At 37.5% G+C, this 23,078-nt stretch carries 22 protein-coding genes; 4 read left to right on the forward strand and 18 right to left on the reverse strand.

Annotated elements, in window-relative coordinates:
• Nucleotides 1–190: 190 nt before the first annotated feature.
• Nucleotides 191–469, reverse strand: coding sequence for a hypothetical protein (locus KS419_RS16810; protein WP_217067553.1), 279 nt, complete (start codon nucleotides 467–469; stop codon nucleotides 191–193).
• Between the two features lie 134 nt (nucleotides 470–603).
• A complete protein-coding gene (locus tag KS419_RS16815; RefSeq protein WP_217067554.1) occupies nucleotides 604–1,845 on the reverse strand; it encodes a LysM peptidoglycan-binding domain-containing protein in 1,242 nt (413 codons plus the stop codon).
• Between the two features lie 167 nt (nucleotides 1,846–2,012).
• Between KS419_RS16815 and KS419_RS16820 the strand changes: the two genes are divergently transcribed.
• Nucleotides 2,013–2,738, forward strand: a complete 726-nt coding sequence (locus KS419_RS16820) for a YwaF family protein (RefSeq protein ID WP_246594222.1) — start codon at nucleotides 2,013–2,015, stop codon at nucleotides 2,736–2,738.
• Between the two features lie 87 nt (nucleotides 2,739–2,825).
• Here KS419_RS16820 and KS419_RS16825 read toward each other — a convergent pair whose 3' ends face one another.
• From KS419_RS16825 to uvsE, 16 genes are all read right to left on the reverse strand, one after another.
• Nucleotides 2,826–3,104: a MerR family transcriptional regulator gene (locus KS419_RS16825; protein WP_343215083.1), complete on the reverse strand. Its 279-nt coding sequence runs from the start codon at nucleotides 3,102–3,104 to the stop codon at nucleotides 2,826–2,828.
• Between the two features lie 24 nt (nucleotides 3,105–3,128).
• Nucleotides 3,129–3,857 carry an exonuclease domain-containing protein gene (locus KS419_RS16830; protein ID WP_217067556.1) on the reverse strand — a complete coding sequence of 243 codons (729 nt, stop codon included), beginning with the start codon at nucleotides 3,855–3,857 and terminating at the stop codon, nucleotides 3,129–3,131.
• Nucleotides 3,854–4,819: a DUF294 nucleotidyltransferase-like domain-containing protein gene (locus KS419_RS25545; RefSeq protein WP_217067557.1), complete on the reverse strand. Its 966-nt coding sequence runs from the start codon at nucleotides 4,817–4,819 to the stop codon at nucleotides 3,854–3,856. Before KS419_RS25545 ends, KS419_RS16830 begins: the two co-directional genes overlap by 4 nt.
• Before the next feature lie 39 nt (nucleotides 4,820–4,858).
• Complete coding sequence (locus KS419_RS16840) at nucleotides 4,859–6,127, reverse strand: ammonium transporter (protein ID WP_217067558.1); 1,269 nt, start codon at nucleotides 6,125–6,127, stop codon at nucleotides 4,859–4,861.
• A 415-nt stretch (nucleotides 6,128–6,542) separates the two neighbouring features.
• Nucleotides 6,543–7,283, reverse strand: coding sequence for an L-2-amino-thiazoline-4-carboxylic acid hydrolase (locus tag KS419_RS25550; RefSeq protein ID WP_343215084.1), 741 nt, complete (start codon nucleotides 7,281–7,283; stop codon nucleotides 6,543–6,545).
• A gap of 49 nt (nucleotides 7,284–7,332) precedes the next feature.
• Nucleotides 7,333–8,643 (reverse strand): Zn-dependent hydrolase, encoded by a 1,311-nt coding sequence (locus tag KS419_RS16850; RefSeq protein WP_217067559.1) that lies wholly within the window; start codon nucleotides 8,641–8,643, stop codon nucleotides 7,333–7,335.
• A gap of 24 nt (nucleotides 8,644–8,667) precedes the next feature.
• Nucleotides 8,668–9,630: a DMT family transporter gene (locus tag KS419_RS16855; RefSeq protein WP_246594223.1), complete on the reverse strand. Its 963-nt coding sequence runs from the start codon at nucleotides 9,628–9,630 to the stop codon at nucleotides 8,668–8,670.
• 151 nt (nucleotides 9,631–9,781) lie between these two features.
• Entirely contained in the window at nucleotides 9,782–10,780 is a 999-nt protein-coding gene (locus KS419_RS16860) for a serine hydrolase domain-containing protein (RefSeq protein WP_246594224.1), read from the reverse strand.
• Between the two features lie 361 nt (nucleotides 10,781–11,141).
• Nucleotides 11,142–11,339 (reverse strand): cold-shock protein, encoded by a 198-nt coding sequence (locus tag KS419_RS16865; RefSeq protein WP_217067561.1) that lies wholly within the window; start codon nucleotides 11,337–11,339, stop codon nucleotides 11,142–11,144.
• Between the two features lie 171 nt (nucleotides 11,340–11,510).
• Nucleotides 11,511–12,833 carry a hypothetical protein gene (locus KS419_RS16870; protein WP_217067562.1) on the reverse strand — a complete coding sequence of 441 codons (1,323 nt, stop codon included), beginning with the start codon at nucleotides 12,831–12,833 and terminating at the stop codon, nucleotides 11,511–11,513.
• Nucleotides 12,820–13,962, reverse strand: coding sequence for a DUF58 domain-containing protein (locus tag KS419_RS16875; RefSeq protein WP_217067563.1), 1,143 nt, complete (start codon nucleotides 13,960–13,962; stop codon nucleotides 12,820–12,822). Before KS419_RS16875 ends, KS419_RS16870 begins: the two co-directional genes overlap by 14 nt.
• Complete coding sequence (locus KS419_RS16880) at nucleotides 13,962–14,936, reverse strand: AAA family ATPase (RefSeq protein ID WP_217067564.1); 975 nt, start codon at nucleotides 14,934–14,936, stop codon at nucleotides 13,962–13,964. Before KS419_RS16880 ends, KS419_RS16875 begins: the two co-directional genes overlap by 1 nt.
• A 194-nt stretch (nucleotides 14,937–15,130) precedes the next feature.
• The gene (locus KS419_RS16885) at nucleotides 15,131–16,621 is read right to left on the reverse strand and encodes an amidase (RefSeq protein WP_217067565.1); all 1,491 of its coding nucleotides are present in this window, start codon (nucleotides 16,619–16,621) and stop codon (nucleotides 15,131–15,133) included.
• Between the two features lie 41 nt (nucleotides 16,622–16,662).
• A complete protein-coding gene (locus tag KS419_RS16890) occupies nucleotides 16,663–17,490 on the reverse strand; it encodes a cobalamin-binding protein (RefSeq protein ID WP_217067566.1) in 828 nt (275 codons plus the stop codon).
• A gap of 231 nt (nucleotides 17,491–17,721) precedes the next feature.
• On the reverse strand, nucleotides 17,722–17,889 hold the full coding sequence (locus KS419_RS16895) for a hypothetical protein (RefSeq protein WP_217067567.1): 168 nt from the start codon (nucleotides 17,887–17,889) through the stop codon (nucleotides 17,722–17,724).
• 319 nt (nucleotides 17,890–18,208) lie between these two features.
• The gene (uvsE, locus tag KS419_RS16900) at nucleotides 18,209–19,171 is read right to left on the reverse strand and encodes a UV DNA damage repair endonuclease UvsE (RefSeq protein ID WP_217067597.1); all 963 of its coding nucleotides are present in this window, start codon (nucleotides 19,169–19,171) and stop codon (nucleotides 18,209–18,211) included.
• Nucleotides 19,172–19,423: 252 nt separating this feature from the next.
• On the opposite strand from uvsE, the gene gndA reads away from it, so the two are divergent.
• The 3 genes from gndA (at nucleotide 19,424) to ectB (ending at nucleotide 23,066) form a co-directional block, all read left to right on the forward strand.
• A complete protein-coding gene (gndA, locus tag KS419_RS16905) occupies nucleotides 19,424–20,836 on the forward strand; it encodes an NADP-dependent phosphogluconate dehydrogenase (RefSeq protein ID WP_217067568.1) in 1,413 nt (470 codons plus the stop codon).
• Nucleotides 20,837–21,226: 390 nt separating this feature from the next.
• On the forward strand, nucleotides 21,227–21,736 hold the full coding sequence (gene ectA, locus KS419_RS16910; RefSeq protein WP_217067569.1) for a diaminobutyrate acetyltransferase: 510 nt from the start codon (nucleotides 21,227–21,229) through the stop codon (nucleotides 21,734–21,736).
• A 46-nt stretch (nucleotides 21,737–21,782) separates the two neighbouring features.
• Nucleotides 21,783–23,066, forward strand: a complete 1,284-nt coding sequence (ectB, locus tag KS419_RS16915; RefSeq protein WP_217067570.1) for a diaminobutyrate--2-oxoglutarate transaminase — start codon at nucleotides 21,783–21,785, stop codon at nucleotides 23,064–23,066.
• Nucleotides 23,067–23,078 lie beyond the last annotated feature (12 nt).

The raw sequence follows: 23,078 nt of genomic DNA on the forward strand, positions 1-23,078 counted from the left end.
GCTTTCCTGTAAAGCACGGAAGGTAATTCTTTCTATCTCTTTCATTGTGATGTTAGGTATGGTATCTTTCATAGTAAGGGTCCTTTCTCTTTGTAAAGTTGGTTCTTGGTCGTTACTTACTATACAAAAAGAGGATCCTTTTTTCATGTGATGTGCTCACACCTACCGCGCTTTCGCTTGGTGTCCTTGGTCACGGGCGAAAGTCACTGCCTCTTCCTCTACTAAGTATCGCTCTGAAGAGTATCCGTCCATCGGGCAAAGCGCCACGTCCTGTGGCATGCCCGATATTAGGACGTCCTGTCCGTTGAGGCAACTCGAAGCATATTCGAAGGGCAGCATCGCTCGCGTGCTGCCACTGAAGTAAACGCTCGTTGGACAGCGAATTCGATGAAGAGTTGACAGAAGCTGCTTTTTGGCTTCCTTGTGCTCCTGCGATTACTCGTCGTAAGGCAGCAAGGATGCAACTCATGTAGCAGCCTGCCTGAAGTGATCTGAGCCCGTAGGCGCTGGAGCTAGACATTGCCCGAAGATGTAAAAACTTCTACATTCTAAAAAAACGCATGACTTTAATTTGTCATGCGTGCATAGGACTCGATACAGTAACTAATAGGCGAAAACATGGTTTCCAATAGTGGTGGAAACTGTTCTAGTACGTATCCAAGTATCTCCTGTTTTTGCCGGATTATAAAAGTATAGTGAGCCGTTGGTAGGGTCTTCACCATTTGCCGCTCTAATAGCCGCTTCCATGTTTCTAGAATCCGGAGTTGCATTATTTAATGATCCATTACTAGCTGGTGTAAATTGAAAAATTCCATTAGAACGCTCAAATAATACTTCCCTAACGGTATTGGGGAAAAGGCTACTTTTAACACGATTCATAATCACTGCACCAACAGCAATCTGACCAGCTAACGATTCCCCTCTAGATTCAGCGTGGATCATTTTGGCAAGCCACTCCAGCTCCGCCTGTGTTATCGATGATACTTGTTGAGTATCTGGACTTGAAACTGGTTGTGCCACTGAACCTTGTGCTGGAACAGTAAGTCGTTGCCCTATCTGCAAAACATTAGATGTTAAATTATTCATTTGGAGAATTTCATCTACTGTTGTTCCAAAACGATTGGCAATTCTCCATAAATTATCACCTGCCACAACGGTATAGACTTCCGTTTGTACAGTTGGTGAGTTAGTCTGAGTTGGATGTGATCCCGTTCCCATAGTTGGTACTTCTAGTCTCTGACCAATTTGAAGAACATCGGTTCTAAGATTATTCATCTTCATGAGATTATCAACATTTGTACCAAAACGATTGGCAATTCTCCATAATGTATCTCCTGCCACAACTTTATATTCTGTCTTCACAGCTTGCGTACCGTTCTGGGAAGATGGAACTGCTGCATTCCTATTAGGAACATTTAACTGTTGTCCTATTTGTAGTACATCAGTCCTCAGTTGATTCATTGTCTTAATCTCATCCACCGATGTTCCGTACCGGGTTGAGATATTCCATAAAGTATCACCTGAAACCACTGTGTGTATCGACGTGGTTTGTGTTTGAGCTTGAGCATTACTCTCCCCTGCCGCTTCTGCAGTATTTGCCGAAAACATTCCTGCAAAACCTAGTGTACTCACTATAATTGCGCTAGCAGTTATCTTAATCGATCTAATATGGATGTCGGGAAACCTTTTTTTTATGTATTGAAGTGCTTTCCCTTCTGGCACATCCTTATCGGTTTCTAATGTCCCCAATTCCTTTGAAAACTCCACATTATCATTATTGAAGTAGAGTACAATTTCATATCCTGAATCCATTTTCTTCACTTTATAATGAGTGAATGGTTCCATTTCTATCACCACCTAGTTTTAAGGTGCCCATTCTCTGTCATTTTACGAATTTTTTCATACTCTTGTTCGATTTCAGGAAAATTCAAGACCCTTCCGGGAAGGATAAAATAAAAAAATGTAGAAGTGTATGTGGAGACTTTTAAGAAGTGTTGATTGGAGTGGCTACTATGCTGGAAAAAATGCTCGATCCAACGGCGTTTAGAGATCCATCCCTATTTTTATCCACGGCCCACCTTATTGTACTAGGGCTATTCATTTTTTCTGTCCTTTGGCTATTCTTTCACCGGGAAAAAGAATACATGAAAACCATCCGCTGGGTTTTATTTGGAATATTAGTTGTATCAGAGATTACTTTGATCATCTGGACAGTAACTTTTGATCTTTGGAATGTTAGAAACAACCTTCCTCTACATTTATGTACCATAAGCCTTATCCTGTCTTGTTATATGCTTTGGAAAAAATCATATCCTGTATTTGAAATCATTTATTTTTTTGGGATTGGCGGAGCATTGCAGGCTTTACTGACACCTGATTTATTTTATACCTTTCCCCATTTCCGATTTTTCCATTTCTTTCTGGCTCATATTGCTATCATATTGGCTATTCTTTACATGATCTTTGTCCTCCATTTCCGAATCACCTTTCAATCAGCGGCCAAATCATTTTTAATATTAAACGGGGTTGCACTGCTTGTTTTCTGGATTAATCAGGCAATCGGGTCAAATTATATGTTCTTGGCGAGAAAACCAGCTGGTCCCAGCATTCTGGACTTCCTAGGACCATATCCATGGTACATTCTTTCCCTTGAAGCAATCGTCATTGGTATGTTTATCCTTTTATACTTACCGTTCTATTTTTGGAATAAGAAGATTACGAACGAACACCAGAAATAGGATAAACAAAAAAGAGTCATTACTTATAGTAGTAACAACCCTTTTTCACAGTATAAATATTTTAAACCCCTGATTTCGATACATTCATTAAGTTTGATCATTTATGGTGTCATCATTTTCCTTTTGTTTCTTTGAGTAGATGGCATGTATTCCGGCGATGTTCACACCTTGGTCAATTAAGGATTTTATTTCCAGTAAAACTTCAATATCCTTTAATGAGAATATTCGTTGATTTCCCTTGTTTCTTTCAGGGGCAATGAGGCCTTGTTCCTCATAATAGCGTATTTGCCGTGCAGATAGATTTGTTATTTCTTGTACAATGCTAATAGGGAATATAGCTAAAGTATGGGGAATTTTGACAATCACTACCACCCTCTTCCTAAATGACATCTACCTGTTTTTGGCTAGATACGTATATACATCCCTTAAATGATGAAAACCTAACTCTTGTATTCTTTTTAGGCTCTCTGCCCATAAACTGGCTGTAGCTATTGCATCATGAAGGGCATGATGCCGTGTTTCAATTTCAATTCCGTAATGGCTACAACATTCATCAAGAGTGACAAGCGAGACTGCTGGTACTGCGATTTTTGTAAGAAATGTCGTGTCCACAATACGATGTTCAAATGCCGTTCGAAGGATAGACCTGGAAAAGTGTTGCATAAAATTTCGTTCATGGCCTGCATGATGTGCCACTAAGGTATCACGTTGAATGTATTTATAAAAATCATTTAATACCTTTTCAACTGGTGGTGCTCCTTCTAATTGTTCTTTTGTAATACCTGTCAAGTCCACTATTTCTTTTGGTGGAGATTCATCGCTTTGAATTAATGAATAAAATGTATTATCCTTCTTCACCTCTGTACCTTCTACTTTAACAGCACCAACAGACAAAATTTTATCTCCTCTGTTTGGGTAAAAACCAGTGGTTTCCAAATCAAAAACAACAACATTTAATTCTTTAAAAGGAACCTCCAACGTATCTTCTTTTTTCATTTCACGTTGCAGTTGCCGAATATATGCAATTTGTTTTGCATCCGACTGATTCATAACTGATGTATAGGTTGAAGGGCTTATTCTATCTGTCAGTTGTTTTAAAAACTGGACCATAGGATTCATTGATGACACCTATTTTCTATTATTGCTTTTGTTTTCATGAAAAGATCACGGCCATGTCTGGCTATGTTTTTCAATTCCTGCTTATCTGACCCCGTTAATATCTTTAATTCCAAATAATGGACACCTTCATAATCTGCAGCATTTTGTTGAAAGATAACTCGAAGGTGTAACAGTCGAATAAAATCTTCTTTATATTTTTTTATCTCTTCATAACGAGAAGGTAATTGATCAAAGCGGTCAATGGTGGACGAGGAATAAATTTCTTCTACATATGCTAACAGACGTAATGAATTGACATATGGAAAAAAAATGGCCTGCTTTAAATTAATCTTGCCCGCATTAGATCCATATTGTTCAGGAAGAAACTGGCCAAATACTCCTGTTGCCTTAGGGATTTTTCCAACATTTTCGTATAGCCTGTAATATAAATGGGGATTTTCCCTTAATTTTTGAAAGACTTCCTTTTTTAAATCATGTAGAAGGGTTTCCTCACCTGTCAATACACGGGAGTCGAAAAAAATAGAAAAGTTTCTTAATGTCTCCCATTTATCTTCCGTTAACCAATCTAAAAGCTGTTCATTCCAGTCTTTTATGGACTTACACCATTGTTCGTTCGATGACATTACCTTTCCATCACAAGGTTCATATCCTACATTAGATAATGCATGTGTGATTTCAGTACCTACCTTCATAAAATAGGACTGATAGTCATTGGATCCGTCATAAATGATTCCATGATCCTGATCACTCCAAACCAATTGCTCAGACCTTCCTGCACTTCCCATCACAATGAAAGCAAAGCGAGTAGGGGGTGGCCCCCACTCACTTTCTACTTTCTGAATGGCGATTTGGATAGAATTACTCATTAGTTGATCATGAAAATCATTAAGTTTAAAATGATCATTCGATACGAGTTTTATTGTGGAATTACGCCAGTTCTTTAACTCCGTATAACTATTCACAACTTCTGTCTCCCCATGTCTAATGGTTTAATAGACCAATTACGCCCCTTTTGTCTCATCATTTGAAGGCATGTTTTCAGGGTATCCATAACTTCCGTGTTCACTTAAATCAAGACCAACAATTTCTTCTTCTTCAGATACTCGAAGTCCGCCTAATACTTTATCCAATACTTTCAAGAGAACAAATGCCACAACGAAAGCGTAAAGACCACTAGCTACAACACCAAGTACTTGAACACCTAGTTGCCCAAATCCGCCTCCATAGAATAAACCAGGTGCTCCCCAGCCAACACCAGAAGAGAAGGCAGGTACTGCAAATAGTCCGCAGGCAATTGTACCCCAAACCCCAACGGTACCATGGACAGATAATGCAAAGATAGGATCATCAATCTTAGCTCTATCAAACAACTTCATACTGAATACTACCATTACACCACCAACAAGACCGATAATAACTGCAGCCCAAGGTTCAACGAAACCTGCAGGTGCTGTGATTGCAACTAAACCAGCTAATGCCCCATTTAATGTTGTCGGAACATCTGCCTTACCTGTTAATGCATATACTGTTGCCATTGCAGCAACTGCACCAGCAGCAGCAGCTAATTGTGTATTAAGAATAACGAATCCAAAGAATGCATCTGCAACTTCAAATGTACTTGCGCCGTTAAAACCAAACCAACCTACCCATAGTAATAAAACACCTAATGCAGTATAAACTTGGTTGTGACCAGCAATGTCATTAGAAGAACCGTCTTTGTTAAATTTGCCAATACGCGGTTTTAAGATGATTGTTGCCGCTAATGCTGCCATTGCACCAGTTAAGTGAACTACTGTTGAACCTGCAAAGTCTTGTTTTCCAAGTTCTGCTAACCAACCGTCACCCCAAGTCCAGTGAGCAACTACCGGATAAATAAGTGCAGAGAATAATACTGCGAAAATAACATAAGCTGATAATTTAGCACGTTCTGCAAACCCACCAAACATAATTGTCATTGCGATTAGAGCGAACATCATTTGGAACATAAAGTCTACAGCTGGAGATAACCCTTCCCCATCAAATGATGCATCTCCAAAGAAGAAATCAGATAAACCAATAAACAAGTTCCCTTCCCCGTAAATGAATCCCCAACCAACTGCCCAGAAGACTAATGCCCCAATACCAGCAGTGAAAATTGTTTTACCGGCGATGTGACCAGCATTTTTCATCCTAGTGGATCCTGCTTCTAGTAAAATAAATCCTCCTAGCATAAGTAAAACTAAAAATGTACCAATGATTACCCACAAATTATCCATTAAAGCTATTTCCATTCTAACATCTCCCTTTCTGTGTTAATGTAGTTAACATCTCTTGTTAACTGTTATTATACTTACCTAATTTTCAGAAACAACGAACTTGTAAGAAAATCTGACACACTAATTGGATGAACTATTTTTTATATTCAGAAAACACCCAGATGCTTTGTGTATGTAAGGGTTTACATACATACACAAATAATCTTTTCACAATTTATTCTGTCAACGGCTTTTGTAATGAGTTCGTGAAGGATTAAATAAATTATATTAAAATATCCTTGGCTTCTGGTTCATAATCTTTCTCATTTCATTGTTTCTATTGTCAGAAAGAAAAAAACACACCTTAAAAGTTAGTACTCTAACTTTTAAGGTGCAGTAATGTTCATATTTACTTAAAATTGTCTTTTAAATATGCATCAGTATAATTAGACTAACTCTGTTCCTTTCCATTCATTTGAAAACGAAAGTGACAAACCCCTTCACCTTTTTTTAAAATGTATTGATCATGGATCACTTCAAAATTTGGATTAAAACCTTTAGCAATTGCAGGATCAATCATATGGCAGTAAAGAATTCCATATTCCTCCATACCTTCTTTCTTCCATTGGTCAGCAAAAGCACACTTCGTAAAGGTTTGTTCAATTTCTGTCGGATAAAATAATGTCTCATACTCAAATAATTCACTTCTACCCATATCATAATTGGACAAGTAATTACCCTTCTCGTTCGATTCTCCTGCGAACTTAGCACGCTTTGCAATTCCCTGCCCACGCTCATGACCAAAATTCCAAACCCCTTGCTTCACACTTTCTTCTCCTTCTATGCCAAACCTGTCAACTACTGCTTTTGAGATGTATCCAAACATCTTTGCCATGATAGAATACATATTTAGTGGTTCAGTACCTTGTTTTTCCATGTAATCTGAATAGTTGGAGTAAGTATGTTTTACTTCATCTGATTGTAATAATGTCTTGTGGTCAAATGAAAACTCGTGACGGTTCGAATTATATAGTCCTTTATTGAATGCATTAATCCCAATGGCAACCGTTTCCCTTCCTTTTTCCCCAAAAGCTTCTGTTACAGAATTCAAAACATGACTATATAACTTTGTTGTGATTTCGTACATCGTTATAGGTTTTAAGCCTTCTGTATTCCCCTGAAACTGGCTCACGATTTCCCACCCCTTTTAAACAATTTGAAATAAGTTCTAACCTTTTTCATTAATCAGTAAGTTGTTCCACCAATTTTTTTAATACATGAACAGATTTTACACAATCATCTAAAGTGGTCCATTCCATTGGATTATGACTCACACCATTTAAACTGCGGACAAATAGCATTGCCATCGGAACATACTTTCCGAGAATCATAGCATCGTGTCCTGCACCACTAGGGATTGGATATGGTTTAATACCAGTGTCTCGAATAGCATTAATTGCCAGTTGTTGCATGTCTTCTAATACTGGTATTGGTTTAATCCGGATTTTTTCATTCAATTCCAATTCTAGCTCCCGTTCATTGGCAATTTTTTGTGCCAACTCCTTCACTTTCATAACTAGTCGGTTTCGTGAATCCTCATTGATATCACGAATATCAACGGTTAACTCTACTTTACCCGGAATAACATTGATTCCATTAGGATGGACCATAAGTTTTCCAACCGTCGCTACTGCGGTTGTATTTATTTCTTTCGGTATTTTTTCCACATTACAGATAAATTCACTCGCTCCAATTAAAGCATCTGAGCGATCATTCATAGGTGTATTTCCTGCATGACCCGCTTCGCCGATAAACGTTAATTCCAACCAACATGGCCCGGCGACCCCTGTAACATAACCTATTGGAAGGTTCTCTTTTTCCAATTGTTTCCCCTGTTCAATATGCACTTCAATGAAAGCAGCGATCTCGCTTTCGTATTTATTATTAAAAAAGGAATCCACTGTTAATCCATACTCCGTAAGGACTTGAGAAAAACGGTTTCCAAACACATCTTTACGATCGAGGTATTGTTCTTTTTCAAGTTCTCCCATCATGGAAGAACTTCCCATTAAACCTGAATTAAAGCGGGATCCTTCCTCGTCTGTAAAAATAACAACTTCAAAGGATTTATTCGGTTGAAATCCAGTTTCTTTCCAAGATTCTACCACCTCAAGTGCTGAAAGAACCCCCAACGGACCATCAAAGTGCCCTCCTCTAGGTACACTATCCACATGAGATCCTGCTAGAACGACTGGTGCGTTCCTATCCTTCCCTTCTAAACGACCAAATACATTCCCTGCACCATCTTCTCTTGTCACCAACCCTGCCTTAGCCATCCACTGTTTTACTTTAGCTTTTGCTTCCAACTCTTCTTTAGAAAATCCCATTCTATTTGAACCGCCATCGTTCACTAAACCAATTTTCGCCAGTTCTTTTAACCGATTGGCTAACCGGTGTCCGTTCACTCCAGAATGACTTAATTTACTATTATATGAATCTGTTAAACGGCAGTAAAAATGATTGCAGAAATCTTCTTCTTGATTTGTTTTCATGGTTACCTCCTATAAAAAAATCACCTAAGATAATTCCCTTTTAATTACTGTGGTGTCTTTCCCTACTTTTTTGATTCGTTGTTGTAAATAAGTGTCCATATACCCAGTTCCAAGAACGACTCCCAATACAATTAATACAAATCCAATGATTTGAGAAAGTGATATTGGTTCCTTCAAGAAAAGAAAAGAACCAACTAAGGCAAAAAAAGGTACCAAATTGTTAAAAATCGCTGTTTTTCCTGCACCAATGTGATGAATTGCTGTGTTATACAAAATATGTCCTATACCAGTGGCAAAAACAGCTGACAGAATAAAAATAATCCAAACACTGCTGGAAATTCCAACAATTTGAGAAGTACCATTCGGTTCTAAAAAGATGCTTAAAACTAATAGAAATATGGAACCTACTAAAAGCATAATCGCTGTCATCTGTCTGGAAGATAAGGTGGCTGTTATTTTTTTAATGACAATAAAACTAATGGACTGTGACAGCATGGAGATAAAAATATAAAGATCTCCTTTTGAAATTCCCCCAAGATCACTACTAGTTTGTAAGACAACAAATGCCACTCCCGTCAATCCTAATATGATGCCAAGGAATTTAAGCCGTGTTAATGTTTCCCGGAAAAAAAACATGGCCAAAACAGAAGTGGTAAGGGGGATTAAACCTAGAATTAACGCTCCATTTGCAGCTGTTGTTTCAACCAACCCTATCGCTAAAAGGGAGTGGTGAAGCATTTGTCCGAATCCTGCAGCTAAGATGGTTAACCCCCATTCTTTCCAAGTTAATTTACGTAGATCACGTAAAAAATATAATACAGTAATTGCAATGATTCCTGCGAGAAGAATACGAAAACTTTGCATTAACACTGGGGGAAAGTGGTTAACAAGTACTTTTACTGCGACAACATTTAACCCCCAAGTAAACATAACAAATACTAATAAACAATAGGTCAGTAGGCGTGACAGTGAGATCCCTTCTTTCAAATTATTCTACGTTCTTAAGTAAAACATATGGGGTGTTTTATGTAAAATAAATAAGAGATTCTAACATAGAAAGGTAGATCCGATTCCTCAACATAAAGAAAGACGTCCTACTCATTGGGAGAACGTCTTAGTAATTATTAAAAATGTCATATTAATCACTTTCCTTCGCCTCAACAATCATCTCAAGTAACCGTAAACGTTGACTTTGACTGACACTTCGCCGAAAACCGAAGGTGGCGTTATTAGAGTTCACACGGTGAACAAAAACTAAATCAAGTTCCGGAATGATATCTATAGCCTGACCGTACCTTCCCATTGCCGAATATAAACCAAGATCACTCCATTTCCCAGAAGTGGCACTCCACCACAAATAGCCATAATCATAAACAGTATTCCTCGGTACATTCCCATGATCCCTTAAACTCATCTGGATCCACTCTTCAGGAACAATCTGCTCACCATCCCATTTCCCATTTTGCAAATATAATTGACCAAACCTTGCCATATCCCTTGCTGATACTTGAAATAAATAAGACGGGTGAATAGACCTTCTGACCTCTTGCTTATATTCTGTGTTATCTAACGAAAAATCTTCCATTCCAATTTGATCCGCGATTTTTTCTTCAAATTCTTCAAATAAATCCAACTCTGTTTCCCCATTAAATATCGTTCCTAATACATTAAAATCCCAATTATTATAATAAAAGAATGTTCCAGGTTCATGACTTCCCCTATTAGGGCGATTACGTCTCATCGTTAAAGATTCTTCTCCCGCCTTATGGAATACTCCCGATTGGGACGATAATAAATCTGATATTTTCGCCTGTTTTTCTTGTTCTGTCAAATCTGGAAAATCATATATACCCACATCCCCTAGGGTATCGTTAAGATCTATATTGCCTTTTTCCACATGAATTCCATAGAGAGAATTAAGAAAACTTTTACGAATTGAATGGGCATTTGTGTTTTGAGTGACATCCCCCCATGCGAAGAGAACTTTTCCATCGTGAATCGCCATTGCTGCAGTCGAATGTAAAGAATCATAGTATCTTTTAGCTTCCCTGAGCCTTTGAGAAGACCATCCCGCTTCTTCAGGGGATTCATATACTTCCCAAGTTGTGTCACTCGTAAAGAATGTATTCGCTCCCAAAGCAATGCCCCCTAAAATAAGGGCTAATGCTGAAAAACATATTAGTAGTAATATTTTTTTTTGCACGCATCTCCACCCTTTATTTATCCTATTAATTTAATTCCCGAATTTTTATTTATAAAACAATGATAACGAAAATAAAAAGGTGACGCAAAATATATGGAATATCAATAGGAATCCAGTAAATACAAAGTGAACATTCTCCCTTTATGTCATCAATCCATTATTGAAGTTGAAGTCACGGGTGTTCATTCCTATTTCCTAAAAAATTCAATTATAAACAGAAATCCACTATACTATTTTCTCACTATTTTACGGAAGCAAAAAAAGATTCCTAGGAAGGAATCTTTTTTTTAGTAAATTATTTAGTAACGTTAGCAGCTTGTGGTCCACGTTGACCTTGCTCAATTTCAAAAGAAACTGTTTGGCCTTCTTCTAAAGTTTTGAAACCTTCACCTTGAATAGCAGAGAAGTGTACGAATACATCGTCTTGTCCTTCTACTTCGATGAAACCGAAACCTTTTTCTGCATTAAACCATTTAACTGTACCTTGTACCATAAACTTATTTCCTCCTGTGTGGGTTTTTCCCACATTGTATTACTATTTTTGCTCTACATATTCATTCAAGGTGAAAATTACTAATATAGTTTTTCTTCCTTCAATTAATACCGAACAACAATAATTAACATAACTATATCACATATCACCGGAAAAGAAAAGAGAAATACATTATTTATATTCCTTAAAATGGTCTATCATCGATTCCACTTCTGAGTCACTGATTTTTTCCTGACTATACTTTGCTTTAATATATAAATTATTTAGTTCAATAGATTCTTTTCTGTTTAGGAGTTTTTCCTTCTTCATTTCTGCAACTGTTTCTGTTGGTGTTAAATATGATTTAAACTTATATCCCTTAATTATCCCAGTTCTGACAACTGATTTATAGAGAAAACGAATTTTTTCCCTATTTGAGGAAAGATCCTTCCATTTCAATTCCCGTTTCCGAAAAAGAGGAAGTTTATCCGTCAGCTTATCTTTCCACTCTCCCCTCCAATCCTTCCAGTTAATCACACTTTCTTTTTCATCAATATAATTTTTTTCCTCCTCTTCATTCTTTCCAACGGATAGAAGATTGTTAAACAGACGAATGATCCAATAACTACTAAATTTAAAGAATCTGACAATGTTTTTCCCAATAAAATAAAGAAGGTATAGAATGATTGAAATAATAATAATGTAACCAAAAACCTGGAGCAGGAACTCAACGATACTGAATTGCGAGGACGGGGCTTCTTCTTCTCCGATTAAAGGTAAAATATCTTGATTCACTGGACCCTCTTGAGATGTATCATTAAAACTCACAAATGACATTAACCATGAAACGAAAGAGGCTATGGTCATGATAAAATGTTCCAAGAGAGATTTCACTACATTAAAATAATAGATAAAAAAAATGAACAGTATTGTAAAGAAGATAAAAAACCTGTTATGCCATTTTAGTGAAGATCTGACTTCGTTTTTTTTCCCCTCGATGGATGTTGAACGATTGAGATGGGAGCTGTTTGTCATAAATAATGTTATGATGATTAACAAAATGCCAAGCCAGGCAATGATATTTGTATATGGAGAGAAAATACTAATAAACCGATAGAAAAAATAAGCAAGGAAATATAAAATGACACTACCCCAAATTACAGAAACCGGAAGTAAATTCTCCCCATCCTCATTTGCGTATAGACCTCCCCTATAGGCAAAACTGATTCCAATGAGAGATGTAACAAAAATAACAAAGGTTCCTTCAAATATCAGTATTGCCAATAGTACACTCATACCTCCAATTAAGAAAAGAAACAAAGCCCGACTGTTGATAATGGTCCTTACTACTAATCCGACTAAAATCATTAGAACAAAAAAAACGAACCATATGGAAATGTCGCTTGGTGGAAGTATAATAATGGCTCCAACCAATAATAGTGGCGCCACACACAAACACTCCAACATCCCGTAACACCATTTTCGTAAAATCCGTACAACATTAATAGTTGGCATAGTAATCACCTTCTTGACTTTCAGACATTATTTCGCCCTGATCGGAATTAGTTAAGTATATAATTTCGACGGAGTTACCCAGCGCTTCCAGCGACCTAATATGTTTTTGTATCGTTTCACTAATAAAAGCTGTTATAAGAATAATATCTGTATTAGTACGTCTCTGATCCACATCCTCTTGTAAAAAACTTCCAAAATTCATACTTCTGTCAACCCTTAACATGGCCATCGTCTGAAGTATATGAGTTAAATGGTTGTTACCATTCATCCCTTCTATCCTCACAGAATTTTTGATCCTTTTAATTCTCTCAGAAGGATCATCAAGATAAGAATTACACCCAAAACCAGTTGGAATTCCATTGGAAATGGTATACTGTGCAATGGATGCAGCATAGGAAATACCTTTTTCCACCATATCTTTATCTTCAATCTCTTTCCATATATCTTCGGTTTGATCAAAGTTAAGATAGATCATTAAGTTATGGTCTGCAGTAAAATCCTTCTTACTTACTTGTAATGCACCAATCCTGGCAGTGGCACTCCAATTCACTGATTTCATAGTATCTCCATAGGTGTATTCCCGGACACCTGCAAAAATAAAAGGATCGTCCATGATCCATCGACGTACTAAAATATCCCCTTGCCAGCTGTTTGAAGGGAGTGGAATTTCCTCCATCGGTAAAAATCGAGGGTACACGAGTAAATTGGAGGAAACATGGAGAGTTTTGCTTTTTTTATCAATTCCAAACGGGTCACCTACAGAAATGGATACTGTTTTAAGCTGATAATAACCCCTTTTAGTACAAGTGATTTTATGACGTCTTCTAATTTTCTGATAAGTCATTAAACTGAAGAAACTTCGATGGAATTGTTCCCCGACAACAGAAAGAGAGTCCTGTTGCTTAAATACGAGATTTGAGCTGATTTTTGACTCTAACCGTAACCAAGGGATAGGTAGAAATTTTTTGTTAATAATCTCCTCCACCATTTCCGTTTCTTCTCCTTCAAAGACAGCTTTATCAAAAAAGTACCGGGAATATTCAATTTTATTTAATCCCCATTTTTTAAAGATATACGCCTGGGCAATAACCATGAAAACAGTTGTAATAATTATCCAATGAACACCCATTATCTTTCCTTTCCTTCCAGCAATTCTTCCTCAGCAGGTACTGTTATCCCCCTCAATATTTTATCGAGAATTTCTTCTGCCATATTTTCTTGAAATCTAGTCGTGTGATTTAGTACTAAACGATGCCCTAATACAGGTTTTACCATCTCTTTCACATCATCCGGAACTACATGTGATCGTCCTTTAATAATGGCAAAAGCTTGGGCTGCTTTTAGTAATGCCTGACTTCCACGGGGACTAACACCTAAACTTACTTCAGGATGATTCCTCGTTTCGTGAACTATTTCCATGATGTATTGGAGAATATCATCGCTGATATAGATGTCAGAAAATTGATTTTGTGCAGCTATTATATCCTCATTAGTTGCGACAGGTTTTATTTCTTCTAGGGGATTATGTCCTTTAAACCTTTTTAAAATATCCATTCCCTCTTCTTTAGTTGGATACCCCACATTAATCTTTAATAAAAACCGGTCTAACTGTGCTTCTGGTAACGGAAATGTCCCTTGACTTTCCACTGGGTTTTGAGTTGCAATAACTAAAAAAGGGCGGTTTAAAGCTGATGTCTCTCCATCAATCGTCACTTGCCTTTCCTCCATACACTCTAGTAATACAGATTGAGTTCTAGGTGTTGCACGGTTAATTTCATCCGCCAGTACGACATTTGCGAAAATGGGACCTGGACGGAATTCAAATTCCCCTATTTTTTGATTGTAAAAATTGATACCGCTTACATCCGTAGGTAATAGATCCGGTGTAAATTGAATGCGTTTAAATGAGGAATCAAGGGATTTGGATAATGCCTTGGCCATTAACGTTTTTCCCGTTCCAGGAACATCTTCTAAAAGAACATGACCTGACGTTATAATCGCTACAATAAGTTGATCGATTGTCTTTTCTTTTCCCACGATAACCTGACTAACATTTGATTTAATCTTTTCTGCTAATTGCTTAATTTTAATAAACTGTTCCATTCCATTCTCCTTTATAGTAATTTTGATTCCATTAGATCTCAATAGTATATGGTTTGTTCAAAGCATAACATAACCTAAATATAATTTGAATTGATAGGGTTCTGAAGTGCCCCACAGCGAGTAGGCAATGGAGCTAGACAACTTGACCGAAGAAGCCAAAACTTGAAAAAAACTCGGTCGTGGCGACCGAGTAATTATTGAAGTTTAGACAAGTCAATCCATTGATCCGTTTTTTCTAGTATAGATGCAATCTCAAATAGAAGATCTTCCCTCCCCCGTGCGGCCATCACTTGAACACCAGAAGGCAATCCTTGTGGAGATAAGTAAAGGGGCAGTGACATTGCAGGTTGACCCGTAAGATTTGCTAACTGTGTAAATGGAGTACGTTCCAAACTTTTTTGGACGATTTCATCCACAAAACCAGTTTTTTTCAAAATACCCCCTAAACCTATTCGCGATACAGTTTTCATAAGAAGTTTCTCCATTGTGCGAGGCTCTAACTCACCGATTGTTGCAGGTGGCAATGCTGTTGTGGGCGTAATATATAGATCATATGTTTCATGAAAATGTTCCATTGCTATTGCAGCTTTGTCCCATTCCCGTAGACTAAGTACAAACTCTTCTGCCGAATATGCTTTCCCTAACGCTTTTAATAAGGCTGTTGTAGGTTCCACATCAGAACTGACCTTTCTCCCGATGGTTTTCTCTTGTAACGTCAAAGACGCGCTTACTTCACCGAAATACAACATTATATAACTCCGGGCAATGGCCATACCATCAATTGGTGCCGTTTTTTCCTCAATTTGATGCCCCATTTCTTCCAACTGTTGGACTGTATTTAATACTGCCTGTTGACAATCTTGATGAACGCACCGATTTATGGGAGAATCTATTGAATAAGCAATTTTCAACTTTTTACTAGATGGATTTTCCACACACTTTAAGTAGCTTCCGTTATATGGAAGTGCCTGGAATGCAGATGTTTTTTCTGGTAAACATAACTCATCTAGCATGGCTGCACTATCCCTTACAGACTTTGAAAGGATATGTTCCACAGAGGCTCCTTGCCAATATCTACCATATAAAGGGCCAACCGGTGTCCTTCCCCTTGTAGGTTTTAAGCCAAATAAACCACAGTATGCAGCTGGGATACGAATAGATCCACCTCCGTCATTTGCACCAGCGAAAGGAACGATTCCAGCAGCTATTACTGCCGCAGAACCTCCACTTGAACCCCCAGGCGTATGATTCAAATCCCACGGATTTCTGGTGGGACCGTATAGGCTCGGTTCTGTGATTCCCATTAGGGCCAATTCAGGTACATTTGTTTGTCCGACGATGATTGTACCCGTTTTCCTTACCCGCTTTACATATTCCGAATCCTCCTTAGCAATGTAACCTTGAAAGGCTTTTGATCCAGAAGTAATTGGCTCTCCAGCAATCTCCTGCGAAATATCTTTTAATAACGTCGGAACACCTGAAAATACCCCTTCATTTAAATCGGTAGTATCCGCCTCTTTAAGAGCTGAATCATACATTTTATGAATGACTGCATTAATCTTAGGGTTTTTTGCTTCAATTTTATCAATAACAGCTTCGACCAATTCTCTTCGATGCACCTGTCCGGACTTCACTAAATTAGCAAGGGCAATCCCATCATAGTTTTCGATTGGAAACTTTGCCATCTTTTCCTCCCCTTTCTTAGCTCATGGGCAATCTTTACACTTTATAGCATTCTAGTATCTAATAATGGATCTTCGTCCGCTCTATAACATGGATAAATATCAGGATGTAATAGATTAGCAATTTTCCTTAATCCTATTAAAAGTCTCGGGGAAGGTCGGCAAAAATATGGCTCTTCAAGGATATATAATTGCTTGTTTTTAATGGCTTTCATTTGATTCCACTGTGGTCTCCGTAATATCTGTTTAGGATCAACCCGAGAGTGTTGAACACCAACCCATACGATACTAATAACATCCGGATTTCGTTTTCGAACCTCATCCCAATCTGTTTTTACACTTTTCTCTTTTTTATCTTCAAATATATTTTTCCCCCCTGCAAGATGGCTCATCTCTGTCAACCAATTTTCAGCACCAGGAGTAAAAACCGGTTTTGCCCACCATTCCCAATAGATTGTTTTCTCTACTCTTACTTGTTTTCTTCTTTCTATATAATCGTCTATGATATGATTAAATCTATCACTGGTAAGTTCGGCTCTATGAATACGGTTTGTTGCTTCACCTAAATACAAAAGTCCCTCTACAATTTCACTCATAGTTGTTGGGTTGGGAATAATAATATACGGTATATTTCTCCGTTTCAATTCCTCTATATTACGTTCCATCCCAGGTACAGTTAAAGACGCTAAAACCAAATCGGGTTTTAGTTCTTCCACTTTATCCATATTTATGGATAAATCAGGCCCAAGCTTTGGTAAGTCTTTAATGGATTCCGGCCAATCTGAATAGTCGTCAACGCCGACAAGGGACGATGTTAAGCCCAAGTATTCTACTAACTCCGTATTACTTGGGCAAATTGAAACAATTTTCATGAAGCTCTCCTCCCCAAAGGAAATTATGAGGCCACTGAAAAAGGTTAAAACAACTTTTTCAGTTCCTTTTATTAGTATGGCATTGGCTTCGCTCGTCGCTCACATGAAAGGAGAAAAACACTCCTATCAGGCTTTTTAATGATTGTGACGGATTATCTCATTGCTTCGAGGGACTGAAAAAGTGGAAAAGCCCCACTTTTTCAGTGCCCTCGGAAAATAGTACGCTGAGTACTAATTAAGTCCACTGTCATTTAATGTTAATTTCCCCTGTTCATATGTAATATAAAGTCTGTTAATATGCTTCTTCACGTCACAATCAAAAAAGATCGGAATCCTATCAAACTCTATTTTATAATCCCCTTCCTTAAACTCATCCAGAGTTATTTTAAATTTTGACATCCCTCAAGTGCTTTTTTCATTATAACCAATTCGAAAGCCGTTCCCCTTTTGTTTAGCTAACAATCCCAAAAGAAATGTATGCGCTTCCTTATTTATTTTCATCTTATCACCCCACTTCAAAGTCAGTACTTCTTATCAAACAGTTTATCATAAGAAAAGCGCATTCGCCTAAGATCACGAGCGTAGGAATGACAACTAGAAGTCCGATTTTTGTTTTCGTTTGTCACTTCCGAAGTGCCCCATAGCCAGTAGGTGATGGACAATGCCCGAAGGTAGGTGTCAAAACTTATAAATTCTTACCTTTTTAAAAAAGTCTTAGTTATATTTCAAACGATGCACCGTCTATTATTTTTACTTCAACCCTCTTCCTCAGCTCACTCATTAGTTTAAACAAAGCCCGGTCCTTTTGCTTTGCTTCTATCATACAATCAATCTGAGGCACTGACCCTTTCACTTTTGATAAAAATTCCATAAACATGTCAACATCCACATGGTCTGCATGATTTCGGAATTCTTTTTCACTTTTTGGACTTGAAATGTGCATTTTTACAGGGTGGGGAGAGTTTCCCCACGTTTTCACGACCCGATCCCAATCCTTCTCCCAGTTTTCATCTTCATGATTGGCCTGATGATGATGTAAATCAAAAACAAGGGGTATATCAAGTTTTTCACACAAATACAATGTATCTTGTAAACGAAATGATTTATCATCATTTTCTAACATGATCAACTTTTGAATGCCTGAAGGGACAACAGACCAATTTTCTATGAACCGCTCTAAAGCACCTTCCTTATCTTTATAACTCCCACCTACATGCATCACACACCGATGTCTCGGATCTAATTCCATTCCTTTTAAAATTCGATGGAAAAATTTTAAATTCAATAAAGAAGCTTTTAATATCTCTGTTTTAGGAGAGTTTAACACTACAAAGTGATCTGGATGAAAATCCACTCTCATTTGATGTAATAAAATATATTCTCCCAATTCTTTCAATGATTCTTTAATGGATTTCATATAATTCCAATCGGATAATTCTTCATGTGTAGCAAGTGGAACCAACTTGGAGCTAAACCTAAAAAAAGATATATCATGAGCACGATTATGTTTCAGTAATCTTAAGCAGTTATGTAAGTTGGAATTTGAAATCCGCTCTAATTTCCGGATAGCTCCATCTCGATCTGACAAGGACTTAAATTGCCCATAAGTCATTGTTTGTGAGGGTGAACTATTTTTTAATTCCATACTCATTGCTACATAACCAAGACGAACGACAGTCATTACCTCATCCCTTCCTCCAAGAATATTAGATGATTGCATAAATAGTATGCCTCAATGGTGAAAAAAATCTCTCGACCACATTCTGTACTCTTGGAAGTACGATTAAAATCTGACCAGTTTCCATTCTGGATTCATAATCTTCCAGAAAAGCACGCAAACTAAATAAACACAAATTACTTGATGAAAAATATTATGATATGCTATCTTCAGGTAATATAGAAAATTTTCTAAGAGAAGGGATGTTACAAAGAGATGGCCAAACACGACATTGGCGTTTTAGGAGTAGGTGTCATGGGAAAAAGTTTAGCCTTAAACTTCGAAAGTAAAGGTTATTCTGTTTCCATTTATGATATATCTTCAGAAAGGGTACAAGAAACAATTGAATTAAACAAAGGAAAAAACCTATTAGGTACGAATACAATAGAAGAATTTGTTCAATCATTGGAAACCCCACGAAAGATTCTTTTAATGGTTCAAGCAGGTGAAATTACAGACAAAGCTATTGAATCGTTGCTTCCGCACTTATCCAAAAACGATATTTTAATTGATGGTGGAAATACTTACTTCGTTGATACGATTAGAAGAAGCAAATACCTTGAAGAAAAGGGGATTAACTTTATTGGAACAGGTGTATCTGGTGGAGAAGAAGGTGCGTTGAAAGGACCGTCCATCATGCCTGGAGGGCAAAAGGAAGCTTATGAGTTAGTTGAGGCAATGCTAAAGGACATTTCAGCGAAAGTGGACGGAGAACCTTGTTGTACATACATAGGCCCTGATGGGGCAGGACATTATGTGAAAATGGTGCATAATGGAATTGAATATGGAGATATGCAGCTTATTTGTGAGGCTTACTTCATCTTACAAGAAGTACTGGGGTTATCAGCAAATGAACTTCATGAAGTTTTTGCGGAGTGGAACAAAGGGGAATTGGACAGCTACCTTATCGAAATCACAGCAGATATTTTCACAAAAAGAGACCCTGAAACAGGAAAACCTTTAGTTGATGTTATTTTGGATACAGCTGGGCAAAAGGGAACTGGAAAGTGGACAAGTCAAAGTTCTCTTGATCTGGGGGTCCCCCTTTCCATTATTACAGAATCCGTTTTCGCAAGGTTCATTTCGGCAATGAAAGAAGAAAGGGTTCACGCAAGTAAAATCTTATCAGGACCTCCACGAAAACCGATAAACGACAACAAAGAGAAAATCATTGAGTTGATCCGAAAAGCTTTATATTTTAGTAAAATCTGTTCATATGCTCAAGGATTTGCACAATTAAAAGCAGCTTCTGATGAAAATGGATGGGATTTACAATATGGAAATATTGCCATGATCTTTCGGGGAGGTTGCATTATTAGAGCAGGGTTCCTGCAAAACATTAAAGAAGCATTTGATAATGACCCGAATTTATCTAACCTTTTATTAGATCCATATTTCAAAGAAATAACTGTTAATTATCAGCAGGCACTTCGGGATGTCATCACTCTCGCCATTCAAAATGGTATTCCAACCCCAGCACTTTCTAGTGCATTGTCTTACTACGACAGTTACCGCCTTGAGAGACTGCCTGCTAATTTATTACAGGCACAACGAGATTATTTCGGGGCACACACCTATCAAAGAATTGATAAAAAGGGGACATTTCACACAAACTGGTTAGATTTATAAAAGTGGAATTAACAAAGCACTTGGGCAGAAGCCAAGTGCTTTGTTTTTCGGTTCTTCCGATTAGTTAAACAGGTGTACTAACCTTCGTTTAAAAATAGTTTTTCACACAGCAGCAGAAAATACAGGAATAGTGTCGGATTTCATTGTATTGGATGAAATCGAAACAATATAAGAGTAATAAATAATATATGTACCTTATCTTTTCATGAAGGTAGTATTAACCAGAATATACGTGATTATCCTATTTAAACGAGTTTGATAAATTTCCAATATATTATTACCATTAATAATGTTCTTACAACAAATTTTAAAAAGTGGTTTAGAAATTTAAAAGGAGGGAATTTTTTATTCTATATAAAAAATTACTTTTTTCCAAGGTGGTAAATATGAATGATGAATGAAACTGATTTACTGCAAAAAGTCGTAACCCTTAGTGAACCGACAACTAGAGATGGCTCTCTAATGTGGGAATTAGTTAACGATTCAACTCTTGATCAAAATTCTCCTTACAAATACATTATGATGTGTGAATTCTTCACGGATACATGTGTTGTTGCAAAAGAAGATGCTGATTTAGTCGGGTTCATTACTGGATTTATCCCCCCGAATCGTCCAGATACCGTTTTTATTTGGCAGGTTGGTGTTCATGAATCACAACGGGGAAAAGGGATTGCATCCAAAATGTTAAATGAACTCCTTTCCCGTTATGCATGCCGGAATATCAAGTATGTGGAGGCAACCGTAACACCATCAAACACCGCTTCCCAATCATTGTTCCTCCGTTTAGCCAGGGATCACGGAACAGAGTGCGAAGTGGATGACTGTTTCCCAGAGGATGTATTCCCAGGAGGGGATCACGAGGCTGAATTAATGTACCGTGTCGGGCCTCTAACCAAGTAACCCTATTTAAATACTAGGTTTTTTTAAAAATTACCGGAGGGATAAAATGTTAAACGACAATTTAAAGATTATTGAAGAGTTAGAATCAAGTGTACGTAGTTATGTAAGAAGTTTCCCCACTGTATTTACAAAAGCAAAGGGCTATAAGATGTGGGACATGGAGGGAAAAGAGTATATTGACTTCTTTTCAGGGGCAGGAGCCTTAAACTACGGACATAATGATCCGAAAATGAAAGAAAAACTTGTGGAATATATTATGAACGATGGCATTACTCATTCTTTGGATATGGCAACGAAGGCAAAAGTAGATTTTCTGGATAAGTTCAATGAAGTTATTTTAAAACCAAGAAACATGGATTTTAAAGTAATGTTTCCTGGACCAACCGGAACAAACACAGTGGAAAGTGCTCTAAAGCTAGCACGGAAAGTCACTGGACGTACGGATGTCATTAGTTTTACAAATGGATTCCACGGGATGACAATCGGATCCTTATCTGTAACAGGTAATTCTTCCAAAAGAAAAGGTGCCGGAATCCCACTACAACACGTTGTAACAATGCCTTATGACAACTTTGTCAGTGAAGACCTCGACACTCTGGAGTATCTCGAACGATTCCTTGAAGATGGGGGAAGTGGTGTAGATTTACCTGCTGCTATGATTCTCGAGACAGTCCAAGGTGAAGGCGGAATCAATGTTGCCAGATTTGAATGGCTGAAAAAAATAGAAGAAATCTGTAATAAGTTTGGCATCCTGTTAATCATCGATGATGTGCAGGCTGGTGTTGGTCGAACAGGTACTTTCTTCTCTTTTGAACCTGCTGGTATTAAACCTGATATCGTCTGCTTGTCAAAATCAATCGGAGGTTTCGGATCGCCACTTGCCTTAACTTTGTTTAAGCCAGAGCTTGATATTTGGAACCCTGGTGAGCACAATGGGACATTCCGAGGAAATAACCATGCTTTTGTTACTGCTACAGAATCCCTTTCTTATTGGGAAGATAAAGCATTTGAAGAGAGTATCTTAAGAAAATCAGATAAAATCACGGAGTTCTTAAACAGCTTAGTAGAAAAATATCCGGAACTTAAAGGTGAAGTGAAGGGTCGAGGATTTATGCAAGGCATTGAAACCCCAGTATCTGGTTTAGCAAGCAAAGTTGCTGCTGCTGCATTTGAAAGGGGACTTATTATGGAGACCTCTGGTGTTGAAGATCAAGTATTTAAACTCTTCCCTGCTCTCATCATAGACGATGAAGGATTAGAAAATGGATTTAAAATTATTGAAGAAAGCATAAAAAGCATAATTAAAAATAAAGAACTAGTTACAAATTAACTAATGAATTCC

Source organism: Evansella tamaricis (assembly GCF_019042215.1).
In the GTDB taxonomy this organism is placed as follows: domain Bacteria; phylum Bacillota; class Bacilli; order Bacillales; family Salisediminibacteriaceae; genus Evansella; species Evansella tamaricis.

Coding starts and splice junctions, on each gene's coding strand:
- KS419_RS16830 (WP_217067556.1), bottom strand. CDS start 3,857: ATGAATCCTATGGTCCAGTTTTTAAAACAACTGACAGATAGAATAAGC.
- KS419_RS16865 (WP_217067561.1), bottom strand. CDS start 11,339: ATGGTACAAGGTACAGTTAAATGGTTTAATGCAGAAAAAGGTTTCGGT.
- KS419_RS16870 (WP_217067562.1), bottom strand. CDS start 12,833: ATGCCAACTATTAATGTTGTACGGATTTTACGAAAATGGTGTTACGGG.
- KS419_RS16885 (WP_217067565.1), bottom strand. CDS start 16,621: ATGGCAAAGTTTCCAATCGAAAACTATGATGGGATTGCCCTTGCTAAT.
- KS419_RS16895 (WP_217067567.1), bottom strand. CDS start 17,889: ATGTCAAAATTTAAAATAACTCTGGATGAGTTTAAGGAAGGGGATTAT.
- KS419_RS16815 (WP_217067554.1), bottom strand. CDS start 1,845: ATGGAACCATTCACTCATTATAAAGTGAAGAAAATGGATTCAGGATAT.
- ectA (WP_217067569.1), top strand. CDS start 21,227: ATGATGAATGAAACTGATTTACTGCAAAAAGTCGTAACCCTTAGTGAA.
- KS419_RS16810 (WP_217067553.1), bottom strand. CDS start 469: ATGAGTTGCATCCTTGCTGCCTTACGACGAGTAATCGCAGGAGCACAA.
- ectB (WP_217067570.1), top strand. CDS start 21,783: ATGTTAAACGACAATTTAAAGATTATTGAAGAGTTAGAATCAAGTGTA.
- KS419_RS16875 (WP_217067563.1), bottom strand. CDS start 13,962: ATGGGTGTTCATTGGATAATTATTACAACTGTTTTCATGGTTATTGCC.
- KS419_RS16890 (WP_217067566.1), bottom strand. CDS start 17,490: ATGAAAATTGTTTCAATTTGCCCAAGTAATACGGAGTTAGTAGAATAC.
- KS419_RS16840 (WP_217067558.1), bottom strand. CDS start 6,127: ATGGAAATAGCTTTAATGGATAATTTGTGGGTAATCATTGGTACATTT.
- gndA (WP_217067568.1), top strand. CDS start 19,424: ATGGCCAAACACGACATTGGCGTTTTAGGAGTAGGTGTCATGGGAAAA.
- KS419_RS16820 (WP_246594222.1), top strand. CDS start 2,013: ATGCTGGAAAAAATGCTCGATCCAACGGCGTTTAGAGATCCATCCCTA.
- KS419_RS16880 (WP_217067564.1), bottom strand. CDS start 14,936: ATGGAACAGTTTATTAAAATTAAGCAATTAGCAGAAAAGATTAAATCA.
- uvsE (WP_217067597.1), bottom strand. CDS start 19,171: ATGACTGTCGTTCGTCTTGGTTATGTAGCAATGAGTATGGAATTAAAA.
- KS419_RS16850 (WP_217067559.1), bottom strand. CDS start 8,643: ATGAAAACAAATCAAGAAGAAGATTTCTGCAATCATTTTTACTGCCGT.